General features: G+C 39.9%; 4 protein-coding genes and 2 pseudogenes. 1 reads left to right on the forward strand and 5 read right to left on the reverse strand.

Annotated features, from left to right (window positions below; all coding sequences use genetic code 11):
• The 3 genes from DWW13_RS06170 to DWW13_RS06180 all read right to left on the reverse strand — a co-directional run.
• Positions 1–1,177: ATP-dependent nuclease (locus DWW13_RS06170; RefSeq protein ID WP_199674836.1), on the reverse strand; the 1,177-nt coding region annotated here is incomplete at its 3' end.
• Between the two features lie 197 nt (positions 1,178–1,374).
• Complete coding sequence (locus DWW13_RS06175) at positions 1,375–2,772, reverse strand: ATP-binding protein (RefSeq protein WP_118719588.1); 1,398 nt, start codon at positions 2,770–2,772, stop codon at positions 1,375–1,377.
• A gap of 116 nt (positions 2,773–2,888) precedes the next feature.
• The gene (locus DWW13_RS06180; protein WP_118719590.1) at positions 2,889–3,365 is read right to left on the reverse strand and encodes a hypothetical protein; all 477 of its coding nucleotides are present in this window, start codon (positions 3,363–3,365) and stop codon (positions 2,889–2,891) included.
• A gap of 328 nt (positions 3,366–3,693) precedes the next feature.
• Here DWW13_RS06180 and DWW13_RS06185 point away from each other — a divergent pair.
• A pseudogene (locus DWW13_RS06185) lies at positions 3,694–4,457 on the forward strand (IS5 family transposase).
• Between the two features lie 529 nt (positions 4,458–4,986).
• Here DWW13_RS06185 and DWW13_RS06190 read toward each other — a convergent pair.
• Positions 4,987–5,529 carry a hypothetical protein gene (locus DWW13_RS06190; RefSeq protein WP_118719592.1) on the reverse strand — a complete coding sequence of 181 codons (543 nt, stop codon included), beginning with the start codon at positions 5,527–5,529 and terminating at the stop codon, positions 4,987–4,989.
• Positions 5,530–5,851: 322 nt separating this feature from the next.
• Positions 5,852–6,112 (reverse strand): annotated as a pseudogene (locus tag DWW13_RS06200) (hypothetical protein); the annotation flags it as partial.

The raw sequence follows: 6,112 nt of genomic DNA on the forward strand, positions 1-6,112 counted from the left end.
TGTTAATTGGTAAAAACATTTTTTGTAATTTTTTATAATCTTTTTTTATCTTAGCATTATTTTTAACATCTCCATCAAGAATACTAAACAACTTTGTCCCAAGCCCAAATGTATTAGTTGAATACGCCATCATCTGGAATTTTAAAACATTCTCCCAACCACCGACTGGAAGAACATTTATTAATTTTCCAGAATTAAGCGATCTCTGTTGTATAACTTTTTCAACAACATATTTAGCAAGCAAATCTTCAACCAAAATAACATAGTCGAAACCAGAATGCATATATACATCTCGAATCGCATAACTCGGATAACAAGGGGAATAAAATTCAATTGTATCTTTTTCATCAACCTCCATCATAAATAAATTATTAGGCGAAATTTTACGAATCACTTCTGGCGAATGTGAAGTCAATACTACAGTAAGATTATCATGTTCCTTAATAATATTATTCAACAAGTCAATTAATCTTGATACAGCAACAGGATGAAGTGCTAATTCAATTTCATCAATTAGCATTAACACCGGTTCATTCACAGGTAGACTTCTTCGAATCAGTGCGTTATAAATAAAATGTAATAAAGAAACCAATAAACATTCGCCAGAACTCATTTTATATTGGCTTATAAGTTTACCCTTAATTTCTTGAAAATATGGCGTATTTTTAAGATTTGCTTTCTGCGCAATTCTTTTGTTTCTTATGCGTTTTAATGTTCCATAATGATTCAAATCGCCATGAAGAATAAAACTCATCTGCTCTTTTACATATGCATCCGCATCAACAATATCATCTAAAGAAATTGTTGCATTTTTTACTAAGTCATCAACCACTAATGAATCATCAAATCTTGTTCCATAAAACAAACTTCCTTCATACATCCCATTAAAATGAATTCTTTCTTCTTTCTTGCACTCAGTTCCCCATATATTATTACTATTTTTCCATTGCGTACGCTTTCCTGCATAAGTAAATTCGACAAGAGAGTCTTCTCCATAGTCAAATTCGCTCAAGTTATTTAAGCTTGATGAAAAAACACTCTGAGCAACACAAGATAAAACTGTACTTTTCCCACAACCATTTGCACCAACCAAACCATAAATACCTTTTTCAATAGGCAATATTAATTCGCATTTTTTGATGTTCTTGATATTTTTAATGTTTACTTTTAAGTCCATAATATACTCCCTTAAGAAATCGTAAGTGTGTCAGACCCCTATGTGGTCATAGCTGTTTTAATCCCATTATAACATCATAGTATATAGTTGTCATGTAGTTAAAAACTACATCCTTTGTACTATTTATATTCTAGCACCACTAAAAATGGGTATAAAAATACCCTGCCAGCTTTCACCAGCAGGGTTGATTAGAATTTTTACTTGTAAAGGTCTTCCAGCGTTATCAGCCGAACTTCACCTCGCTCTTGTGCCTGAAGAAGTCCATCTGTGAATCCGCCTTTCGAGAAGATATAGTAGTGATAGTTGTTGCCCTTTCCAAAAACTGAGGCATAATCCCGAATCAAATCGAGTTCATCCACACCGATTTTCTCATTCCGGTATTTGCATGAACCGATGATATAGTCTTTGCCCTCAACAGGAGTTCCGACGATATCAATCTGTATCTGCTTTTTCTTCTTCGGGTCTGTCCCCCACCACTGACCGATTTCACTCAGCTCAATAGGAAGGCTATCCGAATAATAGAGCAGGTAATCCTGACACATCTTCTCATAAATTAGACCCATGTAATCAGGAAGATACTGCTTTACAGCGTGTGGATAGTTCTTTGCAATTCTGCCAGAGTCAATGGCACTCATATTGATTGGCACAAACCGATACCAGAAACGGAAGAAGTTATCAGCCAGCAGATAGATGGTTTTCTTACCCGGTTTTTCTGTAATCGGTGTTTCTTTCTTCGCAATGCCAAGGTCGATCAGCGTTTTCAGGTACTTCGATACGACCGAGTTTTCCTCGCCGACCTTCATCTTGATATCGTTCATTCGGGAAGCACCTTCTGCAATCGCTTTAATGATTGCATTATAAATGGCCGGCTCCCGGAGTTCCTGCTTCAGTAAGTTCCCCGGTTCCTCATACAGATAGCTGGAGCGGTCAAAGAAATTATCCAACAGAGCTTCATCCACATTATCTCGCACATCCAACTTATTGATATAGTGGGGAACTCCTCCCGTGATCCCATAAATCAGGGAATTGTCTTCTGCAGACAGATTTGGGTGGAACACAGCGGTTTCTTTATAGTCTAGCGGCTCAATCTTAAACTGGCCAGTACGTCTGCCATACAACGGACTTTCCTTTCCAAGCACCTGACTCTCCATGAAGCTCATAGAGGAGCCGCAAAGAATCAGGTACATCTTGGACTCTGTCCATTTGTGGTCGATGATGTGCTGCAGCATCGCTGAAATAGCTGGTTTTGCTTTTGCAAGATAAGGATACTCATCAATGACAAAGACAATCCTCTTTTCCTTTGAAAGTGCTGTCAGCTCATCCAAAGCTGCATCATAGGACCTGAACTCCGGTGCAGACTCCATATCCGGCCGCTCAAAACTCATAATCGACTTTGAGAGAGCTTCCAGATTTTCCTTTCCGGTCGTGTTCAATGCAGAAAAGAAAATGGTAGGCTTATCTTTGCAGAACTCGTTGATCAGTGCCGTTTTACCAACACGCCGTCTGCCGTAGATGACAATGCACTCAAACTTATCACCTGCATACCGTTTATTCAGTTTCCGCAGCTCATCCTCACGGCAATAGAATTGACTCATCTGCTCACCTCCAATAATTATACTCGTGAGTTAGTAACTCGTAAGTTACTTCTTTACGAGTATAATAAATCAGATAGTCTGCAAAGTCAAGTAAAATAACCCCGCCTATGCTAGAATCACCAATAGAAAAATACACTAAGCAAAATAAGCATCAACAAAAAAACAATATGAAAGAAAATATCCATACCAAAACCTATAATATTATATTTATCATTCATTCCATGTAATATTCCACCCAACTCTCCCATAATAAAAATAAATCCACCTATTATAAACCAAAATACACACCCAAACATGCCATCTATATACCTCACACCAGTGCCCGAAAAATATGTGTCAAGGCAAACATTGGCTGTATAAAAGAATATAAACACTCTCACTAAATCAATAATCAAAAAAATCAAAACATGAACAAATTTTTTATGATTTTTCAAAAAGCCATATAGTATATCTTGAACTATACTTTTAATTATAAATAACACAGATAACAAAGGAAGACTTTGACCAACAACTTCCACTCCCCCTGCTATGCATGCCAAAATCATTATTAATATGGCCAAAATTTCAGAACCGCCTATTATCCAAATAAACATGTTTACCCACTCCTTTCTGTTGAAATAGTCTGGATGATATGTGATTTTATTTTCGCATCGTCTTTATAGGGTCTGACCCAAATGTTACACACGGGGTCTGTCCCCCAATGTCACCTCGACTCTTTCCAGCGGAGGGAGGTGACTTATTTGGAATACATAATTGCTTTTCTTATTTCTGCATTGGCATCTGTAGTTGGCTACTATATTTGCAAGTGGTTAGACAGAAATGACAGACAGCACTAGAGCGTGTTTGAAAATTAAAAATTGCACAAAACATATGTTTTTATGCCCTTTTTCATGATAAAATAAAGAAAAAGGGGTGTTTATTATGTTGCGGCGATATGAATTGACTGATGATGAATGGAATCGTATTGTTGATTTACTCCCTCCTGAAAATACGGGGAAGCAGGGTCGTCCACGCAAAAATAACCGTACTATCCTTAATGGAATCATCTGGATTGCACGCAGTGGTGCGCCCTGGCGTGACTTACCAGAACGCTATGGTCCCTGGGAAACCGTTTACAGCCGCTTTCGAAAATGGATTGACGACGGAATTCTCGATAATATCTTCCGACTTTTAAGCCTGGAGGCTGCCCCCCAGGAATTGTCCCTGGACGCTTCCATCGTACAGGCGCACCAGCATAGTGCAGGTGCAAAAAAAGGGGGCCTCCCAATGAGATTGGACACAGCCGGGGAGGTGCCAGCACAAAAATCCATGCGGCCGTAGATGCCTATGGATATCCTTTGTATGTCATGCTCAGCGAAGGACAGCGCAATGATATCAATTACGCCATTCCTGTGCTGGAGCATATTGACATAGAGGGAAGCAATGTACTGGCAGACCGTGGGTATGACAGTAACCAGCTGCTGGACTATATCTATGAACGTGGAGGTGAGCCTACGATTCCATCCAGAAAGGGTGCTAAATTTGAACGGCATTGCGATTGGTGGCTCTATAAAGAAAGACACCTGGTTGAAAAATATTTTCTCAAGCTCAAGGGCTTTCGCCGAATAGCCACACGTTATGACAAACTGGCTGCTACCTATCTGGGCTTCATATGCATCGCGTCTATTCTAATTTGGTTAAAATAAACAAAATCAAATGTTTTTCAAACACGCTCTAGCCCAAACGGAATAGTCCACCTTAACGGACTTGAGAATCCTGAAGCTGGCACTTCAGGATTCTTTTATTTCTGATCCTTTTTCTTTAAGAAAATCGTAAGGGGGTCAGACCCCAATGTGTCCACACTTCAGAAAGAAAATGCAGGTTCTCTCCAGTTGATATATATTCCCTGTGTAACATGAATAGTTCCCGCCAACGCCGCAGAGGTATGTAAAATCTCACCGTAACGATAAGTACATATGTTGCCTTCCATCCTGACCACGATGTCGGCCCTCTGGTTCTTTTGGGATTCGGCGCTCACTAGCTATCCCTGTTACCTTGCTGTCTACGCTTAGCCTGCAGCGTTGCCGCGGCAGACTCAAGACTCGCTTCAAATGCTGTGGTTAGCAGCTTATTTGATGGGGCTTCCACCCACCGGACTATATACCCTTTGCTGGACGCACGGGCAGACCCCAATGTGGCAAACATACTGCTCCACTGCTTTCAAATACGCCCGCTTCATTCATAGTGATGATACACATCATCATCTGTCGTATAGAAATCACGACCGTCTGTAGTATAGACAACATCACCGTTTTCCAGATAAAAAACATCAGAACCGCGGCCGGTGATACGAACGCTTTTGCCATCACTGTCACTCAGATATTCCGGCTCCGAGGAAGATGTACTGGAAAGTTCATCGAAGAGTGCACCAAAGCTAAGTGGATCTGTTTCTTTCTCCTCTTCATACGAGGGAATGGGTGTGAGCAAAGCGTCAAAAATCTCCACAATATCTTCGCGCAAAGAACCAGAGTCTTGAGGTTCTTCGAATTTATCAATCCCAAGCCAAAGACGAACTACAATCCAGATCAGGCAAAAAACACCGACACCGATGATAAAAAGTCCACCGCGTGTGCTGAGCATAAAAGCATTGGCTGCGCTGTCGCCGGCGGAACTCGTATTCAGAATCGTAGCAAGCCATTCTGGCTGAAATCCGAAATGAAAATAAGCCACCGTCAGACCGCCCCAGATGAAAAAGAAAAATGGTATGAATATGTACATTATAATCGCCTCCTGTCTCATATTTTTTTCATATTTTTAATGAAGCGCAAAACGATCAAACTTTCCATCTGACACTGCTAAATCAATGTCACTCGTACGCTTAAAATCACCTCTTGCCTTGATCCGAAGAGAAGAATTTTTTTACATCATATTTTTTTGTAAAATCAGTAATTTCCTTTATCACCTGTCGGCGTATCCCTGTATTTTCTATTTCCACCGGATTCATCGTACAATGCCAACTCATTTCCTGTTTTAATCCCATTATAGCATCATAGTATATAGTTGTCATGTAGTTAAAAACTACATCCTTTCTTCCCCTTTTTTAGTAATCTTTAATGGGGTCTGACCCCAATGTGTATTCAGAACCCTGTCCGCTTCCTTCTTCCGTTTCTTCAAACTCATAGTTGTTCATAATCCCTGCTTTCAGCATTCTTCTGACAAGGCGGAGGATATTTGGGTCTTTGATCTTTGATTCTATAAAACGCATAATCCATTCATGGTCGAGATGCTGGAAGAATCCTTTAATGTCCGCATCCAGTACATAGTTTGTTGGTTTTCTTTCCAACATGATATTTAGTTTGCG

It is taken from the genome of Blautia sp. AF14-40 (genome assembly GCF_003479665.1).
In the GTDB taxonomy this organism is placed as follows: Bacteria; Bacillota; Clostridia; order Lachnospirales; family Lachnospiraceae; genus Fusicatenibacter; species Fusicatenibacter saccharivorans.